The organism is Tessaracoccus sp. MC1679, assembly GCF_014164775.1.
Classification (GTDB): Bacteria; Actinomycetota; Actinomycetes; order Propionibacteriales; family Propionibacteriaceae; genus Arachnia.
This window is the reverse complement of the sequence record NZ_JACJGB010000005.1, coordinates 231,629-250,415: the sequence shown is the minus strand read 5'-3', so window position 1 is coordinate 250,415 and position 18,787 is coordinate 231,629. Positions and strand designations below refer to the sequence as shown.

Genomic DNA, 18,787 nt, shown 5'->3' with positions numbered 1-18,787 from the left:
AGGATGATCCGTTGTGGCTTCCCACCTCGGCAACACATTCTCGCGACGTCGTCGCATAGCGATCATCGTCACCCTCGGCATGCTGACGGGCCTCGGTCCGTTCACCATCGACCTCTATCTTCCCGCCTTCCCGGCGCTCAAAACTGACCTCGGGATCTCCGACGCGCAGGTCCAGCTGACCCTGTCGGCCACCACGCTGGGGTTCGCCACCGGGCAGCTGCTGGTCGGCCCCCTCAGTGACCGACTGGGCCGGCGACTCCCTCTCATCGTCTGCTCGATCCTGCACGTGGTGTCCTCCGTGCTGGTGGCGGTGGCTCCCAGCATCGAGTTCCTCACGGCCATGCGGCTGCTGCAGGGCGTGGGCGCGGCGGGTGGCGCGGTGGTGGCGATGGCGATGGCACGCGACCTGTTCAGCGGGCGCCCGCTCGTGGTGATGCTGTCGAGACTTGCCCTGATCTCCGGCCTTGCGCCGATCGTCGCGCCCATCGTCGGCTCCTGGATGGTCAGCTTCACGGACTGGCGGGGAGTGTTCTGGGGGCTCGCGGCCTACGGCTCCGTCGTGATCGTGCTCATCGTCGTGATGACGGTGGAGACGCGGCCGCCGTCGGAGCGGAGCCGCGGTGGGCTGAAGCCGGTCGGCCTGGCCTTCCGGGCGGTGTTCGCCGACCGGATGGCGCTGGGAGCCATCCTCGTGGCGGCATTCTCCTTCGGCGCGCTGTTCTCCTACGTGGCCAGCTCGTCGGTGCTCCTGCAGGAGGTGTACGGCCTCTCCCCCAGAGGCTTCGGCACGGTCTTCGCGATCTGCTCCTTCGGCGTCTTCGTCGGCGTCCAACTCGGCAGCCGGCTGGCGCAGCGCTGGGGTCCGCAGTGGGTGCTGGTCCTGGCCACGTCGTTGATGGTGACGTCGGGTGTCGCGGTGCTGGTGGTTGACGCCGCGAACGTCGGCTTCGTGCCCCTGGTGCCCGCGCTGTGGATCCTGACCTTCGGGTTCGGCCTGTCCGCGCCCTGTGGGCAGATCCTCCTGCTGCACAACCATCGCCAGCACTCCGGGACTGCAGCCTCCCTGATGGGTGCCGTCACTCAGGTGGTCGGGTCGACGGTGGGCCCGCTGATCGGGCTGTTCGCGATGACCAGCGCCGTGCCGATGGGTATGGGGATCCTGATCTGCGCGCTGCTGGCCACCTCCGCGCTGTGGCTCGTCCTTCGCCCGCGCAGCGTCCCCAACATCCTCGGCGGCTGACCGAATTCCTGTCGGGTCACGCCGGTCCTGAAACTCAACTGGGTCCTGCTACACCCTCGCGTCGGTTTCGACGCGGGCTGCGCCGCTTCGCGGCTCGGCCCGGCTCAACCCAAGTCGACGCGGGCTGCGCCGCTTCGCGGCTCGGCCCGGCTCAACCCGCGGGAGAGCCGCAGATGAGGGCGCGACTCGTGGGGGCGGCTCGGCGCAGTGATGCCCAGCCCGACGATCGCCCAACTGGCGTCCCGCTTGGACGAACTTGCGCCAGGGCCGCCCTGACGAGGCGCACCCGGACCGGGCCGCGCCACCGCCGAACCAGTGCGGGGAGGCGCAAGCCGATGCCCGGGCGGCCTCAACCACCCGAGCCCCGCGAGGCCAGAGCAGCAGCAAGATCCGTCGATCGCGGCCGCCCGGGCATCGGCTTTCGACTCCGCGCATCGAAAGACCGAGCCCGAGACGGTTTGGGTGGTCAAAGACCCCAGGGGCGCTGCGTCGACCGCGGCCGCCCGGGCATCGACTCGCGGTCCGCGCACCGGAGCGTCGCTGTCAGGCAGTGACGCCCTTCACCTCGGGCTTCGCGTCGACTCCCGCTTCCTTGCGCTGCTGCACGGAGATCGGGGCCGGCGCCTGGGTCAGCGGGTCGAATCCGCCGCCGCTCTTCGGGAACGCGATGACGTCACGGATCGAGTCCGACCTGCTGAGCAGCGCGACGATCCGGTCCCAGCCGAAGGCGATTCCCCCGTGCGGCGGCGCGCCGAACTGGAACGCGTCGAGGAGGAAGCCGAACTTCTCCTGCGCCTCCTCGGCGCCGATGCCCATCACCTTGAACACGCGCTCCTGCACGTCACGGCGATGGATACGGATCGATCCTCCGCCGATCTCGTTGCCGTTGCACACGATGTCGTAGGCGTAGGCCAGCGCCTCGCCGGGGGCGGTGTCGAACGTGTCCAGGTGCTCGGGCTTGGGTGAGGTGAAGGCGTGGTGCACGGCCGTCCAGGCGCCCTCGCCCACCGCGACATCGCCCTCTGCCTTCGCATCGGAGGTGGGCTTGAACAGCGGCGCGTCGACCACCCACAGGAAGCTCCAGGCATCGGCGTCGATGAGGCCGCAGCGCTCACCGATCTCGTTGCGCGCGGCGCCGAGTAGCGCCTGGGAGGCGGCCCGGGCGCCGGCTGCGAAGAAGATGCAGTCCCCCGGCTTGGCGCCGGTCTTCTCCGCGAGCCCGGCGCGCTCCGAATCCGACAGGTTCTTGGCGACGGGGCCGCCCAGCTCGCCGTTCTCGTCGAGGGTGACGTAGGCCAGGCCCTTGGCGCCGCGCTGCTTGGCCCACTCCTGCCAGGCATCGAAGGTGCGGCGGGGCTGCGACCCTCCGCCGGGCATCACGATGGCGCCCACGTAGGGAGCCTGGAACACGCGGAAGGTGGTGTCGGCGAAGTAGCCGGTGAGCTCGGTCAGCTCGAGGTCGAAGCGCAGGTCCGGCTTGTCGGAGCCGTACCGGTCCATGGAGTCCAGGAACGTGATCCGCGGGAACGGCGCCTCCAAATCCGCCCCGATCAGCGCCCAGATCTCCCTGATGAGTGCCTCACCCAGCTCGATCACGTCGTCCTGGTCCACGAAGCTCATCTCGACGTCGAGCTGCGTGAACTCCGGCTGCCGGTCGGCGCGGAAGTCCTCGTCGCGGTAGCAGCGCGCGATCTGGTAGTAGCGCTCCATGCCGGCCACCATGAGCAGTTGCTTGAACAGCTGCGGCGACTGCGGGAGGGCGTACCAGGAGCCGGGAGACAGGCGGGCGGGGACGATGAAGTCACGGGCGCCCTCGGGGGTGGACCGGGTGAGCGTGGGGGTCTCGATCTCGACGAAGTCCCGCTCTCCCAGGACGCGCCGAGCGGCCTTGTTGACCTCGGAGCGCAACCGGATGGCGGCACCCGGGGCGGGCCGGCGCAGGTCCAGGTAGCGGTACTTCAGCCGGGCCTCCTCCCCGACAGTGACCCGCTCGTCGATCTGGAACGGCAGCGGTGCGGAGGTGTTGAGCACCTCGAGCTCGGTGATGGCCACCTCGATCTCACCGGTGGGGAGGTCTGGGTTGTTGTTTCCCTCGGGGCGGACCTCGACGACGCCGGTGACCTTGATGCAGTACTCATTGCGCAGGTCATGGGCGCCGGTGGCCTCGAGGAGTTCGTCGCGGATGACCACCTGGACGCGCCCGGAGGCGTCGCGCAGATCGATGAAGGCCAGTCCGCCGTGGTCGCGGCGCTTGGCCACCCATCCGGCGAGTACGACCTGGTTTCCTGCGTGCCCGGCGCGGAGCGCCCCGGCGTCGTGGGTGCGGATCACGGTATTCCTCTCGTTGCGCTGCATAGACAGTGCAGCTGGCCCCGACATCGTAACGGCTTGCCGCCCGGGCCCGGTACCTCGTGAGGTGCGGCTCAGGCCTCCGGTGCGCCGACGGTGGGCCGCAGGTCCGCCAGTGGTGGCTGCCACGTGGCCGGCGAGGCGGCCACCTGCTCGCCGGTGCGGATGTCCTTGACGGAGTCCTCGTAGCCGGCGCCGAACCACACGAACGGGATGCCCCTGCGCTCCGCGAAGCGGATCTGCTTGCCGAACTTGTCGGCCTTCGGGGCAACCTCCACCGCGATCCCCCGCGACCTCAGCTGTGCCGCGACCTCGATGGCCCGCTCACGCGACTCCTCGTCGTCGACGGCCACCAGTACCGCGCTCGGGACGCTGCGCGAGGAGACGAGACGTCCCTTGCCGATCAGGGGGACGAGGATGCGGGTGATGCCGAAGGAGTAGCCGACTCCGGGGAAGGTCACCTTTCCGTCGCTGGCCAGCGAGTCGTAGCGGCCGCCGGAGGCGACGGAGCCGAGCTTCTCGGAGCCCACGAGGAACGTCTCGTAGACGGTGCCGGTGTAATAGTCCAGACCGCGGGCGATTTTGAGGTCCGCGACGACGCGGTCGGGCACGGAGCGACGCGCCACCCTGACCAGTGCGGCGAGTTCCTCCAGGCCGGTGTCCAGAAGCTCGTGCGTGACACCGAGGGCGCGCACCTCGTCGACGAAGGACTCATCGCTTGCGGAGATACCCGCCAGGGCGACGCAGGCGCGGGCCTGTGCCTCGGAGAGCCCCACCTCGGCCGTCAGCAGCTCCGCCACGGCCCCAGGCCCGATCTTGTCGTACTTGTCGACCCGCTGCAGCACCGCAGCGGTGTCCGCGATCCCCAGACCAAGGTAGAAGCCCTCGGAGAGCTTCCGGTTGTTGACGTGGAGTGAAACCGGCGGGAGGCCGAGGTCGCGGTGCAGCTTCTCGAACACGTCGACGGCCACCAGCGGAATCTCCACGTCGTGGTGAGCGGCGAGCGAGTCCTGACCCACGATGTCGATGTCCGCCTGCGTGAACTCGCGGTACCGGCCCTCCTGCGGGCGCTCGCCGCGCCACACCTTCTGCACCTGGTAGCGGCGGAACGGGAACGCCAGGTGGCCGGCGTTCTCCAGCACGTAGCGCGCGAAGGGGACGGTGAGGTCGAAGTGAAGGCCCAACTCGTCGACATCGCCGGCCTCGGCGTGCAGCCGGCGCACCACGTAGATCTCCTTCTCGATATCTCCCTTGCGGGCCAGCTGCGCCAGCGGTTCGACGGCACGGGTCTCGATGGGTGCGAAGCCGTGCAACTCGAAAGTGCCGGTGACGACGTCGAGGACGCGGTTCTCGATGATCCGTCCGGACGGGAGGAACTCGGGGTAACCGCTGAGCGGCTTGGGGCGGGACACAGGGTTCCTCACAAGGGGTTCGGCTGCAGGAAGGGGTTCGAGTCGAGCTCCTGGCCGATGCTGGTGGGCTGGCCGTGGCCGGGCAGCAGCGGCGTCTCGGCCGGGAAGTGCAGGGCGATGCGCCGCAGCGACTCGCGCATCTCGGCCATGCTACCGCCGGGCAGGTCGGTGCGCCCGATCGTGCCCGCGAACAGCACGTCGCCGGTGAATACCACGGAGGTGCGCGCGGAGGTGAACTCCAGGAGGGTGGATCCCGAGGTATGGCCGGGGGCCGGGAACGGAGTCACCTGGATTCTCGCCAGCGTGATCGGACCCTCGAGGTCACGCACGTCCGCCACGGGCGGCAGCGTGTCCGAGCCGGTGAGCTGACGCATCAGCTGACCTCCCTGGGGGCCGAGCCCGTCGCCGGGCCGGACCAACAGGTGCTGATCGGCCTTCGCCAGGTACAGGGGGATGTTCCAGTGGGCCGCCAGGAGATGCGCGTCTCCTACGTGGTCCAGGTGGCCGTGGGTGGCGATCAGCGCCACCGGATGCAGCCCACGCTCGGCCACTGCGGCCAGCACCGGCTCGGCCGCCGTGATGCCCGGATCGACGATGATGCACTCGGCGGTGTCCTCGTGCGGTGAGACGAGATAGCAGTTGGACTGCCAGGGCGATACCTGGATTGGCTGGATGAGCACGACGACACCCTATACGGCTAGATTGGGCCCATGAGCGAATCGCAAGCGCCCTCTGATTTTGGCCGCGTCGATGCCGACGGCACGGTCTATGTCCGCGTGGGTGACACCGAACGAAGTGTCGGGCAGATCCCCGACTCCACCCCTGATGAAGCCATGGCGTTCTACGTTCGGCGCTTCCAGAATCTGGCTGCGGAGGTGGGCCTCCTCGAGTCACGGGTGGCCGCCCAGGCCATGTCGCCGGAGGAGGCACGCTCCGCGATCGGCACCGCACGCACGAACGTGACCGGGGCCAACGCCGTCGGGAACCTGGAGGCCCTGACCCGCCGACTGGACGCCCTGCTTGAGGTGCTCCCGGCCCAGATCGAGGCCAGGAAGGCGCAGCGGGCGGAACAGAACTCCGTCACTGTCGCCGCCAAGGAGGCCATGGTCGAGGAGGCCGAGAAGCTCGCTGAGGGTGACGACTGGCGCGGCGGCGTGGACAGGTTCCGCGTGCTTCTCGAGGAGTGGAAGGCGCTCCCCCGGGTGGACCGCGCCACGGACAACGAGCTGTGGCACCGCTTCTCCTCGGCCCGCACGCAGTACACGCGCCGACGCAAGACCCACTTCGGTGAGCTGAACCAGCGCCGGGACGGGGCGAAGGAAGCCAAGGAGGCCATCATCGCCGAGGCCGAGCCGCTGGCCACCTCAACGGACTGGGGCGCCACGTCGGCCGCGTTCCGTGACCTGATGCAGCGCTGGAAGGCGGCCGGGAGCGCGCGCCGCGCCGAGGATGACGCCCTCTGGGCGAAGTTCCGCGCCATCCAGGACGCCTTCTTCGACGCACGCACCGCGGCACAGAGCGCCGTCGACGGCGAGCAGGCGGAGAATCTCGCTGCCCGGTTGGCGTTGGTCGAGCAGGCGGAGAAGGACCTGGAAGGCGTCACGGATGTGGAGGCCGCCAAGACCATCCACCGCGACTTCCTGGGCAAGCTCAACCAGCTCGGTCACGTGCCGCGGACCGCGATGCGGGACCTGGACGCCCGCGTGCGCGCGCTCGGGGACAAGATGGCCACGATGGAGGCCGACGAGTGGCGCCGGACGGATCCGGAGGCGCGCAAGCGAGCCCAGGACACCGTCGCCATGTTCGAGGCCCAGATCGCCAAGCTCGAGAAGGACCTGGCAGCGGCCGAGGCCAAGGGTGACGCGAAGCGGGCCAAGGACGCCAAGCAGTCCATCGAGACGTATCAGAGCTGGCTGGAGCAGGCCCGCGAGACCCTCGCGGACTTCACGGGCTAACCCGCCACCCGATACACGTCGTAGACCCCAGGGATCCGGCGCACCTGACGGATCACATGCTGCAGGTGCGTCGGATCTGCCGATTCGAACGTCATCCGGCCGCTGAACTGGCGCTGCTTGTTGGTGGTGATGTTGACCGAGAGGATGTCGACGTGCTGCTCGGACAGCACCGATGAGACGTCCGACAGCAGACGTGCCCTGTCGATTCCCTCGATCTGGATCGTGACCAGGAAGCTCGCGCCCTGCTCGTGGCCGGACCACGCCACGTCGACGATGCGCTCCGGCTCCTTCATCAGCGCCGGCACGTTGGAGCAGTCCGCGCGATGCACGGACACCCCCTCGCTGCGGGTGACGAATCCGATGATCTCGTCCCCCGGCAACGGATAGCAGCACTTCGCGAACTTCGCGGCCACCGAGCTGTCGCCGTCGACGAGGATGTGGGCGCCGTCGCGCACCGGGCGCCTGCGCTGCCTCACCACGACGTCCTCGGTGACCGTGTCTACGGTCTCCTCCTCGCCACCGTGCAGCACGATGAGCTTCTCCACCACGCCCTGGGAGCCGAGGTGCCCCTCCCCGATGGCGGCGTACAGGTTGGGAACGTCCTTCAGGCCCAGCTCGTTGGCCACGGCCGTCAGGTTCTCCAGCGTCAGGAGGCGCTGCATCGGGATTCCGGTGCGGCGCAGGTCCTTGGCCAGCGCATCCTTGCCCTGCTCGATGGCGACGTCGCGGCGCTCGCGCGAGAAGTGCGCCTTGATCTTCTGCCGGGCGCGGCTGGAGACGACGAAGCCCAGCCAGTCACGGCTGGGACCCGCCCCCTCGGCCTTCGAGGTGAGGATCTCCACCTTGTCGCCCTGGGCCAGCCGGGTGCTGAGCGCGACCAGCCGGCCGTTGACGCGGGCGCCGATGCAGCGGTAGCCCACTTCGGTGTGGACGGCGAACGCGAAGTCCACGGGCGTGGCACCCAGCGGCAGCGCGATCACCTCGCCCTTGGGCGTGAAGACGTAGATCTCGTCGGAGTTGATCTCGAACATCACCGAGTCCAGGAACTCGCTGGGGTCTTCCGTCTCCTTCGACATCACGCCAAGCTGGTGCATGGCGCGCAGGCCGGCATCCTCGGGCGTGACGCCCTCGCGGAGGTCCGCCTTGTACTTCCAGTGCGCCGCGACGCCGTACTCGGCGCGACGGTGCATCTCGTGGGTGCGGATCTGCAGCTCGACGGGCTCGTTGTTGGCGCCCAGCACGGTGGTGTGGAGCGACTGGTAGAGGTTGAACTTCGGCCCGGCGATGTAGTCCTTGAACCGGCCGGGGATGGGCTTCCACGCGGCATGCGCCACCCCCAGCACCGCGTAGCAGGTGGCGGTGTCCTGGACGAGGACGCGCAGCCCGATGAGATCGTAGATCTCCTTGAAGTCACGGCCGCGGACCATCATCTTCTGATAGATGGAGTAGTAGTGCTTGGGGCGGCCGTAGACGGTGGCGGTGATCTTCGCCTCGCTGAGCAGGTTCTGGAACTCGGCGATCAGTTCCCTCAGGTACCGCTCCCGGTAGGGGGCCTGCTGGGCCACCATGTCCACGATCTCCGAATAGACCTTGGGCTCGATGACGGAGAACGAGAGGTCCTCCAGCTCCCACTTGATGGTGTTCATGCCCAGCCGGTGGGCCAGCGGGGCGAAGATGTTGAGGGTCTCGGTGGCGATCCGGACCTGCTTGTCCGGCCTCAGGAAACCGATGGTGCGCATGTTGTGCAGCCGGTCCGCCAGCTTGATCACCAGGACCCGCACCTCCTCGGAGGTGGCCATGATCATCTTGCGGATCGTCTCCGCCTTGGCCGTCTCCCCGTAGGTCAGCTTGTCCAGCTTCGTGACACCGTCGACCATTCGCGCGACCTCGTCTGAGAAGTCCAGCCGCAGCTGCTCCAGCGAATAGGGCGTGTCCTCGACGGTGTCGTGCAGGAGCGCGGCCACCAGCACCGGTTCGGTCATCCCGAGCTCGGCCAGGATGGTGGCGACGGCCAGCGGGTGCGTGATGTAGGGATCCCCCGACTTCCGCTTCTGCCCCTCGTGGCACTGATCGGCCACCCGGTAGGCGCGCTCGATCACGTCGAGATCCGCCTTGGGATGGTTGGACTTCACGATCCTGAACAGCGGGTCCAGCACGGCGGACTTGGAGCGCACCGCGCCGAGACGGGCCAGCCTGTGCCGCATCCGCAACCGCGGCTGCTCGGGGCCGGTCACCAGCCGCGACACGCCGGTCAGCGAATCCTCTGACATGGGTCGCCTCCCTTCGCGCCGCTAAAGCCCAATCGTAGCCGCCTACTCGTCGTAGGGGCGCGACAGCAGCCCGTGTGAATCCTTGGCCGGCGGCTGCGCGCGACGCACGACGATCAGCTCGTCCCCGATCTCGATCTTGGTGGCCGTCTGATCGTAGAAGCGGCGCAGGGTTCCGTTGCGGATGATGCCGATGACGCGTTCACCCTGCACGGCCGACGGCGGCTGCCCGGCCTCCTGCGGCTCGGCCAGCCTCTGGTGAACCTCGAGACCCTCGGCCCCGGTGAGCATGTCCTGCATGATGGTGCCCAGCTCTGGTCCGATGGCCGAGAGCCCGAGGAGCCGGCCGACGGTCTCGGAGCTGGTCACCACCGACGACGCACCTGACTGCCGCACCAGCGGGACGTTCTCGTGCTCGCGCACCGCGACGACCACGCCTGCGGTGGGGTTGAGTTGCCGGACGGTGAGCGTGGCCAGGATGGCTGTGTCGTCGCGGTCCAGGGAGATGATGACCTGCTTGGCCTTGCTGATCTCGGCACGGCGCAGCAGCTCACGGCGGGTGGCGTCGCCCTGGAACGCGGCGAGCCCGTCGAAGTTGGCGTCAGCCACAGCGCTGGCGTGCGCGTCGATGACCAGAATCTTGTCCGCGGCCTCACCGTGGCGGCGCAGCGTGTTGACGGCGCTGCGGCCCTTGGTGCCGTAACCGATCACGACGACGTGGTTGCGCATCTTCCTCCTCCAGAACGTGTCTTTGATGCTCCGGCTCCCCTCCTTCGTCAGCACCTCGATGGTGGTGCCGACGAGGAGGACGAGGAAGCCGATGCGCAGCGGGGTGACCACGAGCACGTTGATCAGGCGGGCATGCGCAGCGAACGGCGTGATGTCACCGTAGCCCGTGGTTGTCAGCGTGACAGTGGAGTAGTACAGCGCGTCCAGCAGGGACACGCCGTCGGCAGCGGTGTTGTCGGCGTAGCTGTCGCGGTCCAGCCACACGATCATCGTGCTGACCATCAGGAGCAGCAGCGCCAGCAGTGCCCGCCGTGCGAGCTCCTTGAACGGCGAGGAGGTGATCCGCGGCAGGCTCACCAGCGACAGCACCCCGCCCCGTCCGCCGGGCTCCAACTTGGCCATGGCTCAGACTGTCAGGACTGCGGTGAGATTGTCGATCCCCAGCTCAGCGAGCCGTTGGCGACCCCCCAGGAAGCTCAGTTCCATCAGGACGCTGACGTGCACCAGCTCGGCCCCCATCTGCTTGACCAGAGCGGCCGTGGCCCCCACGGTGCCGCCGGTGGCGAGGACGTCGTCGACCACCAGCACCCGCGCCCCCTGCCGGATGGCGTCGCGGTGCATCGAGAGGGTCTCGAACCCGTATTCCAGCTCGAAGGACTCCGAGATCGTCTCACCGGGCAGCTTTCCGGGCTTCCGCACGGGCACGAAACCGGCGCCGAGCGCCAGCGCGACGGGTGCGGCGAAGATGAACCCTCGCGCTTCCATGCCCACCACCACGTCGATGCCGCGCGGAGCCGTCGTGACGAGCTCGGTGACCGCCGCCTGGAACCCCTGCGGGGACGCCAGCAGCGGAGTGATGTCCTTGAACACCACACCGGGGCGTGGGAAGTCCGGCACGTCGGAGATCAGTCCGCCCACCAGCTCGCGGCGCTTGACGGATTCGTTGACGATCATCGCTTGCCCTTCCGCTCCGCACGGGACCCGCCGGTGCGCCTCTGCTGACGCACGCCGGCGGCCAGGAATGCCTCGCCGTCGACGAGGGCCATCGGCTCTGCTGCGGCGTCCAACTGCTGCTTGTGGGCGCCGGCGCGCTGCGCGGCGCGGGCCTTGCGACGGGCCAGCTGCTCACGGTGCTCCACCATGGCCGGTTCGCGTTCCCGCAGCCACGCGAGGATCGGCGCGGCGATGAACAGCGACGAGTAGGCGCCGGCGATCATGCCGATGAGCAGCGCGAGGCCGAGATCGGCCAGGGGCCCGCTCTGCAGCGTGGCGCCGGCGATGAACAGGGCCAGGACGGGCAGCACGCCGATCACGGTGGTGTTGAGCGAGCGCACCAGGACCTGGTTCACGGCCAGGTTGGCCTGCTCCGAGTAGGTGTGGCTCGTGTGCTCGATGCCCTTGACGTTCTCGCGGATCTTGTCGAACACCACGACGGTGTCGTACAACGAGTACGCGAGGATGGTCAGCACGCCGATCACGGTCGACGGGGTGACGGTGAAGCCCACCGCCGCGTAGACGCCCACCGTGACGAGCAGGTCGTGGAAGACGGCCACGACCGCGGCCACGGACATCTTCCAGTCCCTGAAGTAGGCGGCGATCAACGCCATCACCAGCACGATGAACACCACCAGAGCGATGGTGCCCTGGCGGGTGATCTGCTCTCCCCAGGAGCCGCTGATGGCGTTGTAGGTGACGTCGTCGACCGTCGAGCCCGCGATGCGGGCCACCTCACCACGAACGGTGTTGGTCTCGTCTGGGCTGAGCGCCCGGGTCTGCACGCGGATCGAGTCCTCGCCGAGGGCGAACACCTGCGGGGCAAGGTCCTCGACGGCGACGTCGTCCATCTGCGCGCGCACCTCGTCGACGGTGCCCTGCTGGATGCTCATCGGGGCCTGGAAGTCGGTGCCCCCGCTGAACTCGATGCCGAGGGTGAGACCGCGCAACACGAGCAGCAGCAGGGAGACGCCGATGATGACGGCCGACACGATGAACCACAGGCGCCGGTGCTTGATGAAGTCGTAGCTGGTCTGGCCCGTGTAGAGCCGCTCGGCGATCCCGAGCTTCCTGGTGGACATCAGGCCTCCTGCGGGACGGTTGGGGCGGCGGCCGTAGCGCGCCTGATGCGGCGCCCGAGAAGGGAGTCCCGGGTGACGCCCATGCGGTGGGCGTCGAGCCCGGACCACTTGTGACCCTCCCCGAAGAACTTCGTGCGGCTGAGCAGTTCGACCAGGGGCTTGGTGAAGAAGAACACCACGGCCAGGTCGATGAGCGTGGTGAGGCCGAGCGTGAACGCGAAGCCCTTGACCGCCCCGACGGCCAGGACGAACAGCACCACGGCCGAGAGGAGCGACACCGCGTCGGAGATGACGATGGTGCCGCGCGCCTTCGCCCAACCGGCCGAGAGTGCGGACTTGAGACTGCGCCCCTCCCGGATCTCGTCGCGGATCCGCTCGAAGTAGATGATGAACGAGTCGGCGGTGACGGCGATGCCGACGATGGCACCTGCGATGCCGGGAAGGTTGAGCGCGAAGCCCATCACGGAACCCAGTAGCACCATCATCGCGTAGGTGGCCGACGCGGCCACCGCGAGCGAGAGCACCACGACGATGCCCATGCCGCGGTAGTAGAGGAAGCTGTAGAGCATGACCACGAGGAGCCCGATCATGCCGGCGATGATGCCGACCCGGAGCTGCTCGCCGCCCAGGGTGGCCGAGACGGTCTCGACCTGGGACGGCTCGAACGACAGCGGCAGGGAGCCGTACTTGAGCACGTTGGCCAGGCCTGCAGCCGACTCGGCGGTGAACCCGCCGCGGATGATCGCGTCGCCGTTGGTGATCCGGCTCTCGGCCGTGGCCGCTGACTCGACCTTGCCGTCGAGGACGATCGCGAACATGTTGCGCGGCTCGGCCGCACCGACCAGGGCGCCGGTCAGCTCAGACATGCTGGCGGTGCCCTCGGCGTTGAAGCTGAGCGTCACCGCGTACTGCAGCTCACCCTGGGGAATCCCGAACGAGGCGGTGGAGAGATCCTGACCGCGCACCGCGACGGGGGCCAGGAGGTACTTCTGAAAGCCCTCCGTGTCACAGGCCACTTGGGAGGTCAGCGGATCGTCGGCCACCTCGTCGCCGCACGTGAAGTCCAGGAACGCCTGGTACTCGGCCTCCGTAGGCTCAAAAGCGAGCACCTCGGCGATGGGCAGCTGATCCACCGGCTCGCCGTCCGGGCCGGGCGACGGGGAGGGCGTGGGGCTGGGGGCGGGTTCGGGGAGACCTGGCAGCGGCGACTCGGACGGGTCCGGAGAGGCCGACGGGTCCGTGCCGGTGCCCGCGGCCACCTGGAGCACGGGGCGGAACTCGAGCTGGGCGGTGGCTCCCACGAGCTGGACCAGATCGTCGCGCTCGACGTTGGGCGCCGAGACAACGATGTTGCGCTCGCCCTGGATGACCACTGAGGCCTCACCGACACCGAGGCCGTCGACGCGCTGCTGCATGATGTCGCGGGCCAACTCGAGCGACTCCATGGGCACTGCGTCGTTCGTGGCCGTCAGGGTGATCGTCTGCCCGCCCTTGAGGTCAAGGCCGAGCTTCGGGGTCCACGTGTTGGTGGCCGCCATGATGGTGTAGAGACCCGCGATGATGAGCAGGAAGACAGTGAGGACGACGCCGGGGCGCCCCCTCTTCGCTGAGGTGGCCACCGTTACTTGGTGTCCTCCGCACGCGGCTCCGCGGTGCGATCCTGGAAGAACGTGTCATCGGCTGAAGCACCGTTGTCGACGGGGGTGGCCGCGTCGTCGGAGGGCGTCTCGGCCAGGGCCGGGGTGAGGTCCGCGTCGTCGCCGATGACGTCGTCGCCCTCGGCGGCCTCATCGGTGAATTCGAACTCTTCGTCCTCAGGCAGGACCTTGCGCGCCACGTTGCCCTTCAGCACCGTGACCTCGACCCCGGGGGCGAGCTCGACGATCAGCTGCCGCTCGCCGATATATGAGACGGTGCCGAACATGCCCGAGGTGAGGAGGACGCGGTCACCGACGCTGAGCCCTGACTGCATCTCCTGGTGCTGCTTGGCGCGCTTCTGCTGCGGGCGGATCATGAGGAAGTACATGACCGCGAACAGCGCGATCATCATGGGGATAAGGGGGTCCATAGTTCGTTTCACTCCGTACGTGGGTAAGCCATCGATCAGGATAGCGGTGCCTGCAAGGATAACCGCGCCGAGGCGCGTCAGGCCCCATCGTCGGCCGGCGTGGCCCCGGCCAGCATCTGGTGGACGCCGTCGAGGATCTCCACCGGGCGGTAGGGGAACTGTGTCATCGAGGAGGTGGTGGAGATGCCGGTGAGCACCAGCACCGTGTGCAGGCCCGCCTCCATGCCCGCGACGATATCAGTGTCCATCCGGTCCCCGATCATGCCCGTCTCCTCGGAGTGGGCGCCGATCTTGTTCAGCGCGGAGCGGAACATCATCGGATTGGGCTTGCCCACCACGTAGGGCTCGCGGCCGGTGGCCTTGGTGATCAGCGCCGCCACCGCGCCCGTGGCGGGGACCACCCCCGAGGGCGTCGGCCCCGTCGCGTCGGGGTTGGTGGCGATGAACCGCGCCCCGGCGTCGATGAGCCGGATGGCGGTAGTGATGGCCTCGAACGAGTAGGTGCGGGTGTCGCCGATGACGACGAAGTCCGGGGCGCGGTCCGAGAGGACCATGCCCGCGTCGTGGAGGGCGGTCGACAGGCCCGCCTCCCCCACCATGAAGCAGGTCCCGCCGGGCTTCTGCTCGGCGAGGAACTTGGCGGTGGCCATGGCCGAGGTCCAGATCCTCTCCTCCGGCACGTTGAGGCCCGAATCTCTGAGGCGCGCGGAGAGGTCCCGCGGCGTGTAGGTGGCGTTGTTGGTGAGTACCAGGAATGGGGTCCCCGATGACACCCAGTGGTCGATGAGCTCCTGCGCGCCCGGCAGCGCCCGGTTGTCGTGCACCAGCACGCCGTCCATGTCCGTGAGCCAGGCCTTGATGTCCGCACGCGTCCGCATGGCGGAAAGGCTACCGGTCCGCGGCCGCGGCACGGCGTGGCCCGTCCCCACCGCTCCCTGAGGAGGGCCGCCCGCGAAGCGGCGTGGCCCGTCCCCACCGCTCCCTGAGGAGGGCCGCCCGCGAAGCGGCGTGGACCGTCCCCACCGCTCCCTGAGCTGCGGAGGGCCGCCCGCGAAGCGGCGTGGCCCGTCCCCACCGCTCCCTGAGGAGGGCCGCCCGCGAAGCGGCGTGGCCCGTCCCCACCGCTCCCTGAGGAGGGCCGCCCGCGAAGCGGCGTGGCCCGTCTCGAAGGGTCGTGACTACCACCTTCACGCCAATCTCGTTGTCGGGTGCGGGGAGCCGTGAGTCGATGCCCGGGCGGCCGTTGTCAAACGTCTTGCTGCCGGGTGCTGGTCTGGTCGGTGGTCGCGTTGTGGAGGCCGCCCGGGCGTCGTCTCCCGTCTCCCCGCACTCGTTCCCCCTGTGGCGTTGACTTGTCCCGGTGCGGGCCAGCAGGGCGGCGTCGGGGTCGGGTCCGCTTGGGCGGGATGCCGGTTGGGTGACCGTCGGGTTGGGCACCGCTGCGCAGTGCCGCCCTGCCGTCCCCCACTCTTGCTGTCAGCTGAGGGTTTTCGACCCTTCGAGACTCCCACGGTCGCTTCGCGACGCGGGACCCTCAGGGACCGAGCTTTCGCTCCCTGAGGAGGGCCCTGAGGAGGCCGCCCAGGTAGCGGCGTGGACCGTCTCGAAGGGTCGCAACTCAAGCTGACAAGCATATGTGCCCACTCGATGGGCCACTGCTACACCCTTGGTGAACTACTTGACCTTGGTGAATTCACGGAGAGGACCGCTAGTCGAACAGGGCGGGGTTGGCCGAGGGCACCGACATGCCGAGGTGGGCGTAGGCAGCCCGGGTGGCGACGCGGCCGCGGGGGGTGCGCACCATGAGTCCTTCCCGGATGAGGAACGGCTCGGCCACCTCCGCGATGGTCTCGATCTCCTCCCCCACGCTGAGCGCCAGCGTGGAGAGCCCGACGGGGCCGCCGTCGAACAGGCGGCACAACGCCACGAGGACCGAGCGGTCCAGCCGGTCCAGGCCGCGCTCGTCCACCTCATAGAGTTCCAGCGCAGCCCGCGCGACGGAGCGGTCCACGTCCGGGTGACCCTTGACCTGCGCGAAGTCCCGCACCCGCCTCAGCAGACGGTTGGAGATCCGCGGCGTGCCGCGGGAGCGGGTCGCGATCTCCCGGCGCGCGGCGTCGTCGATCCGCACCCCGAGCTTCCCTGCCGAGCCCGCGACGATTCCCTCCAGGTCTTCTGAGGCGTAGAAGTCCAGCTGCGCGGTGAACCCGAACCGATCCCGGAGAGGCCCGGGAAGGAGCCCCGCACGGGTGGTGGCTCCCACGAGGGTGAACGGCGGCAGCTCGATGGGGATGGCCGTGGCGCCGGGCCCTTTGCCGACGATCACGTCCACGCGGAAGTCCTCCATGGCCAGGTACAGCAGTTCCTCGGCGGGGCGGGACAGCCGGTGGATCTCGTCGAGAAAGAGCACCTCACCCTCGTCCAGACCGGACAGGATCGCGGCGAGGTCGCCCGCGTGCTGGATGGCTGGGCCTGAGGAGATCCGCAGCCCGGTACCGAGCTCGGCCGCGATGATCATGGCCAGGGTGGTCTTCCCCAGGCCGGGGGGGCCGGACAGCAGGACGTGGTCCGGGGCGCTGCCGCGGTGGCGCGCGGCGTCCAGGACCAGCGCCAGCTGCTCCCGCACCCGCGGTTGGCCTTCGAACTCCGCCAGCCGCTTGGGGCGCAGGGCCGCCTCGTAGTCGCGGTCCTCGAAGTCTGCCGTCGGGTCCACCTCCGTGTGGTCCATCACCGCCTCGCCAGCGAGTTGAGGGCGGCGCGCAACAGCTTCGCCACCCCGATCCCGGGATCTGACTCGACGAGGTGGGCGACGTTGTCACAAGCCGCCTCGGCGTCCCGCGACGACCATCCGAGGCCCTGGAGGCCCTCGCTGACCTGCGCGCGCCACGCGTCTGTGTCCGCCGGGCCGGAGGCGTCGCCGGCGGGCGTGTCCGCCAGGACCATCACCCTGTCCTTCAGCTCGATGACCAGTTTCTGCGCGCCCTTGAGCCCGATGCCGGGCACCGCGCACAGGCGCTTGAGGTCCTCCGTCAGCACCGCGCGCCGGAGCTCGCCCGGGGTGAGCACCGACACGATGGCCAGGGCCAGCTTCGGACCGACCCCGGTGGCCGTCTGGGCCAGCTCGAAGGCCTGCCGCTCCCCCTCCTCGCCGAAGGCGAACAGCGTCATCGAGTCTTCCCGCACCACGAGAGTGGTGTGCAGGGTGGCGCGCTCCCCCACGCGGAGCCCGGCGGCGGTCTGAGGGGTGGTGAGCACCCGGTAGCCGACGCCGCCGACGTCGAGGACGCCGAAGGTGGCGCCGGCCGACAGGACGGTGCCGGTGAGGAGGGCGATCATCGGGTCCCCTTGGCTGCCGCGACTGCCGCGGCGTAACGGTTGGTGGCGCCCCCGCGCCAGGCGTGGCACACCGCCACCGCCAGGGCATCCGCTGCGTCGGCCGGCCTGGGCGGCTCGGTGAGCCTCAGGATGCGGGTGATCATGAGGGCCACCTGCGCCTTGTCGGCGGAGCCGGAGCCGGTGACGGCGGCCTTCACCTCCGAGGGCGTGTGGAAGGTTACGGGGAGGCCGCGCCGGGCGCCGTTGAGCGCCGCGACACCGGCGGCCTGCGCCGTATCCATGGCGGAGTTGACGTTGTGCTGGGAGAAGACGCGCTCGATGGCCACCGCCTCCGGCGCGTAGTCGTCGAACCAGCCCGCCAGGCCTGCCTCGAGCGCCAGCAGGCGCTGCGCGATGTCCAGCCCGACAGGAGTGCGCACCACCCCCACGGCCACCAGCCGCGGCGGTTTCCCGACTGTGCCGTCGACGATCCCTATGCCGCAGCGGGTGAGGCCGGGGTCGATGCCGATGATGCGCATGCCCGGCGGATCAGTCCTCGGCCTCGAGGGCCTCGGCGACCTCGGGGGTCACGTCGAGGTTGGTGAAGACGTTCTGCACGTCGTCGGAGTCGTCGAGGGCGTCCATGATGCGGAACACCTTCTGCGCCACGTCGAGGGAGTCGACCTCCTGGTCGAAGGACGGCACGAACTGCACCTCGGAGGAGTCGTAGTCCAGCCCCGCCGCCTCGATGGCCTTGCGGACCTCGACGGTGTCGTTGGGGTCGCAGACCGCCTCCCACACGTCGCCGTCGTCGTCGACCTCCTCGACTCCGGCCTCCAGTGCCGCCTCGAGCAGGTCGTCCTCCGAGATGTCCCTTCCGCCCTGCTGCTTGGGAACGGTCACCACGCCCTTCCGGGCGAACAGGCGCTGGACCGAGCCGACGTCTGCCATGGTGCCGCCGTTGCGGGTGACCGCCACGCGGACGTCCGAGGCCGAGCGGTTGCGGTTGTCGGTGAGGCATTCGATGAGGATCGCCACGCCTGCCGGGCCGTAGGCCTCGTACATGATGGTCTCGTAGTCCGCACCGCCGGACTCGGCGCCGGAGCCGCGCTTGACGGCGCGGTCGATGTTGTCGTTGGGCACCGACGACTTCTTGGCCTTCTGGACCGCGTCGTAGAGGGTGGGGTTACCGGCGAGGTCACCGCCGCCCAGCCGGGCCGCGACCTCGATGTTCTTGATCAGCTTGGCGAACAGCTTGCCCCGCTTGGCGTCAATGACCGCCTTCTTGTGCTTGGTCGTCGCCCACTTGGAATGGCCGCTCATCCTTGTCCCACCTTCTTGCGCTCCGTGGTCTGTACTGGCCGACAGCCTATCGCG

The 18,787-nt window shown here is 69.1% G+C and carries 16 protein-coding genes; 2 read left to right on the top strand and 14 right to left on the bottom strand.

All coding sequences use genetic code 11. The features are described 5' to 3' along the window. The first annotated feature begins 13 nt into the window (after positions 1-13). Positions 14-1,240 carry a multidrug effflux MFS transporter gene (locus tag H5398_RS10045; RefSeq protein ID WP_182799906.1) on the top strand — a complete coding sequence of 409 codons (1,227 nt, stop codon included), beginning with the start codon at positions 14-16 and terminating at the stop codon, positions 1,238-1,240. Between the two features lie 543 nt (positions 1,241-1,783). Here the strand turns inward: H5398_RS10045 and aspS are convergent. The 3 genes from aspS to H5398_RS10030 form a co-directional block, all read right to left on the bottom strand. Beyond that, a complete protein-coding gene (aspS, locus tag H5398_RS10040; RefSeq protein ID WP_182799905.1) occupies positions 1,784-3,571 on the bottom strand; it encodes an aspartate--tRNA ligase in 1,788 nt (595 codons plus the stop codon). 92 nt (positions 3,572-3,663) lie between these two features. Next, positions 3,664-5,001: a histidine--tRNA ligase gene (hisS, locus tag H5398_RS10035; protein ID WP_182799904.1), complete on the bottom strand. Its 1,338-nt coding sequence runs from the start codon at positions 4,999-5,001 to the stop codon at positions 3,664-3,666. Positions 5,002-5,009: 8 nt separating this feature from the next. After that, positions 5,010-5,681: an MBL fold metallo-hydrolase gene (locus H5398_RS10030; RefSeq protein WP_182799903.1), complete on the bottom strand. Its 672-nt coding sequence runs from the start codon at positions 5,679-5,681 to the stop codon at positions 5,010-5,012. Between the two features lie 30 nt (positions 5,682-5,711). Here H5398_RS10030 and H5398_RS10025 point away from each other — a divergent pair, with 30 nt between their 5' ends. Continuing rightward, the gene (locus H5398_RS10025) at positions 5,712-6,956 is read left to right on the top strand and encodes a DUF349 domain-containing protein (protein ID WP_182782687.1); all 1,245 of its coding nucleotides are present in this window, start codon (positions 5,712-5,714) and stop codon (positions 6,954-6,956) included. Here the strand turns inward: H5398_RS10025 and H5398_RS10020 are convergent. From H5398_RS10020 to H5398_RS09970, 11 genes are all read right to left on the bottom strand, one after another. Continuing rightward, positions 6,953-9,226 carry a bifunctional (p)ppGpp synthetase/guanosine-3',5'-bis(diphosphate) 3'-pyrophosphohydrolase gene (locus tag H5398_RS10020; RefSeq protein ID WP_182782686.1) on the bottom strand — a complete coding sequence of 758 codons (2,274 nt, stop codon included), beginning with the start codon at positions 9,224-9,226 and terminating at the stop codon, positions 6,953-6,955. The genes H5398_RS10025 and H5398_RS10020 overlap by 4 nt on opposite strands. A gap of 42 nt (positions 9,227-9,268) precedes the next feature. Further along, the gene (locus H5398_RS10015; RefSeq protein ID WP_182782685.1) at positions 9,269-10,354 is read right to left on the bottom strand and encodes a TrkA family potassium uptake protein; all 1,086 of its coding nucleotides are present in this window, start codon (positions 10,352-10,354) and stop codon (positions 9,269-9,271) included. A gap of 3 nt (positions 10,355-10,357) precedes the next feature. Beyond that, a complete protein-coding gene (locus H5398_RS10010) occupies positions 10,358-10,906 on the bottom strand; it encodes an adenine phosphoribosyltransferase (protein ID WP_182799902.1) in 549 nt (182 codons plus the stop codon). After that, the gene (gene secF / locus H5398_RS10005; protein WP_182799901.1) at positions 10,903-12,027 is read right to left on the bottom strand and encodes a protein translocase subunit SecF; all 1,125 of its coding nucleotides are present in this window, start codon (positions 12,025-12,027) and stop codon (positions 10,903-10,905) included. Before secF ends, H5398_RS10010 begins: the two co-directional genes overlap by 4 nt. Beyond that, positions 12,027-13,646 (bottom strand): protein translocase subunit SecD, encoded by a 1,620-nt coding sequence (gene secD, locus H5398_RS10000; protein ID WP_370586108.1) that lies wholly within the window; start codon positions 13,644-13,646, stop codon positions 12,027-12,029. Before secD ends, secF begins: the two co-directional genes overlap by 1 nt. Positions 13,647-13,648: 2 nt before the next feature. Further along, positions 13,649-14,095, bottom strand: coding sequence for a preprotein translocase subunit YajC (gene yajC, locus H5398_RS09995; RefSeq protein WP_182782682.1), 447 nt, complete (start codon positions 14,093-14,095; stop codon positions 13,649-13,651). 77 nt (positions 14,096-14,172) lie between these two features. Continuing rightward, positions 14,173-14,973, bottom strand: a complete 801-nt coding sequence (locus tag H5398_RS09990; RefSeq protein ID WP_182799900.1) for an HAD-IIA family hydrolase — start codon at positions 14,971-14,973, stop codon at positions 14,173-14,175. 830 nt (positions 14,974-15,803) lie between these two features. Then, on the bottom strand, positions 15,804-16,823 hold the full coding sequence (ruvB, locus tag H5398_RS09985) for a Holliday junction branch migration DNA helicase RuvB (protein WP_182782680.1): 1,020 nt from the start codon (positions 16,821-16,823) through the stop codon (positions 15,804-15,806). Beyond that, a complete protein-coding gene (ruvA, locus tag H5398_RS09980; protein WP_182799899.1) occupies positions 16,823-17,431 on the bottom strand; it encodes a Holliday junction branch migration protein RuvA in 609 nt (202 codons plus the stop codon). Before ruvA ends, ruvB begins: the two co-directional genes overlap by 1 nt. Then, positions 17,428-17,940 carry a crossover junction endodeoxyribonuclease RuvC gene (gene ruvC / locus H5398_RS09975; protein ID WP_370585752.1) on the bottom strand — a complete coding sequence of 171 codons (513 nt, stop codon included), beginning with the start codon at positions 17,938-17,940 and terminating at the stop codon, positions 17,428-17,430. Before ruvC ends, ruvA begins: the two co-directional genes overlap by 4 nt. Positions 17,941-17,959: 19 nt before the next feature. Next, positions 17,960-18,733 (bottom strand): YebC/PmpR family DNA-binding transcriptional regulator, encoded by a 774-nt coding sequence (locus H5398_RS09970; RefSeq protein ID WP_182782677.1) that lies wholly within the window; start codon positions 18,731-18,733, stop codon positions 17,960-17,962. Positions 18,734-18,787: the final 54 nt, after the last annotated feature.

Excerpts from the sequence above, each read along its gene's own strand:
- H5398_RS10025 (WP_182782687.1), top strand. The coding sequence starts at position 5,712 with ATGAGCGAATCGCAAGCGCCCTCTGATTTTGGCCGCGTCGATGCCGAC.
- H5398_RS10020 (WP_182782686.1), bottom strand. The coding sequence starts at position 9,226 with ATGTCAGAGGATTCGCTGACCGGCGTGTCGCGGCTGGTGACCGGCCCC.
- H5398_RS10015 (WP_182782685.1), bottom strand. The coding sequence starts at position 10,354 with ATGGCCAAGTTGGAGCCCGGCGGACGGGGCGGGGTGCTGTCGCTGGTG.
- H5398_RS10010 (WP_182799902.1), bottom strand. The coding sequence starts at position 10,906 with ATGATCGTCAACGAATCCGTCAAGCGCCGCGAGCTGGTGGGCGGACTG.
- secF (WP_182799901.1), bottom strand. The coding sequence starts at position 12,027 with ATGTCCACCAGGAAGCTCGGGATCGCCGAGCGGCTCTACACGGGCCAG.
- yajC (WP_182782682.1), bottom strand. The coding sequence starts at position 14,095 with ATGGACCCCCTTATCCCCATGATGATCGCGCTGTTCGCGGTCATGTAC.
- H5398_RS09990 (WP_182799900.1), bottom strand. The coding sequence starts at position 14,973 with ATGCGGACGCGTGCGGACATCAAGGCCTGGCTCACGGACATGGACGGC.
- ruvB (WP_182782680.1), bottom strand. The coding sequence starts at position 16,823 with ATGGACCACACGGAGGTGGACCCGACGGCAGACTTCGAGGACCGCGAC.
- ruvA (WP_182799899.1), bottom strand. The coding sequence starts at position 17,431 with ATGATCGCCCTCCTCACCGGCACCGTCCTGTCGGCCGGCGCCACCTTC.
- H5398_RS09970 (WP_182782677.1), bottom strand. The coding sequence starts at position 18,733 with ATGAGCGGCCATTCCAAGTGGGCGACGACCAAGCACAAGAAGGCGGTC.